Source organism: Empedobacter sp. GD03739 (assembly GCF_029843245.1).
Lineage (GTDB): Bacteria > Bacteroidota > Bacteroidia > Flavobacteriales > Weeksellaceae > Empedobacter > Empedobacter falsenii_B.
Map to the genome: position 1 here is coordinate 1 of NZ_JAOCHX010000116.1, position 748 is coordinate 748.

At 31.3% G+C, this 748-nt stretch carries 1 protein-coding gene; it reads right to left on the minus strand.

Annotation, left to right across the window (positions count from 1 at the left end; all coding sequences use genetic code 11):
* Positions 1-8 precede the first annotated feature (8 nt).
* Positions 9-748 (minus strand): sigma-70 family RNA polymerase sigma factor (locus N5E64_RS15660; RefSeq protein ID WP_280038326.1); only part of this gene is annotated, 740 nt, incomplete at its 5' end.

Genomic DNA, 748 nt, shown 5'->3' on the forward strand with positions numbered 1-748 from the left:
CTCCATCATCAATAGTTTAGGGATTGAACTTTATTTTGTTGGGTAAATTTATAGGCGACTATAAACTCATTGTGTACTTCTTTCTGTGACAGTTGTAATTCTTCAGCGATATTGGCAAAAGATTGTTTATGCTCGCAGCGAAGTTTTAAAATCAACGATTGTGTTTTGGTTATTTGATCTTGCTTCTCTACAGTAGAGACTGTTTTGGTTTTAATAATTAACTTATCTTGATGACTTAAAATCTTCTTAAGATCCTCAATAGCACTTTTAATTTCGTTACTTGTTTCAGTTATTCCTCTTCCCATTGCATGAGCAATTGCTTTATACTGAAATCCATGTTTTAAACAGAGTTCTATCAAATGTTTTCTTTCAGTACTTAGTAAGGGTAATACTTTTATAATTTCATCAAAATAGTGCTGTTGCCTTTCTTGTTCGTTTAGGTTTTCTATTACATCAGCTGGATCATATCCAGCTAAATAACTTTGATAATTCTCATAGTTCTCTAATGAATTCACATTTCTAAAAAACTTATTCTTCGGTTTAGCATAATGCGAATAGCAACTGTATTTCATTACAAATCTCAAAAAGAAAAAGATATGATCAGGGGATTCCATCTTCTCTCGATATTCCCAAAGTTTCAGAAACACATCTTGTAACAAACATTCTACTACAAACTCATCCTCAATTATTTGTTTACCAAACCAAAAGATGCGTTTATTATATCTGACATAAATACGTTCCAAAGCAA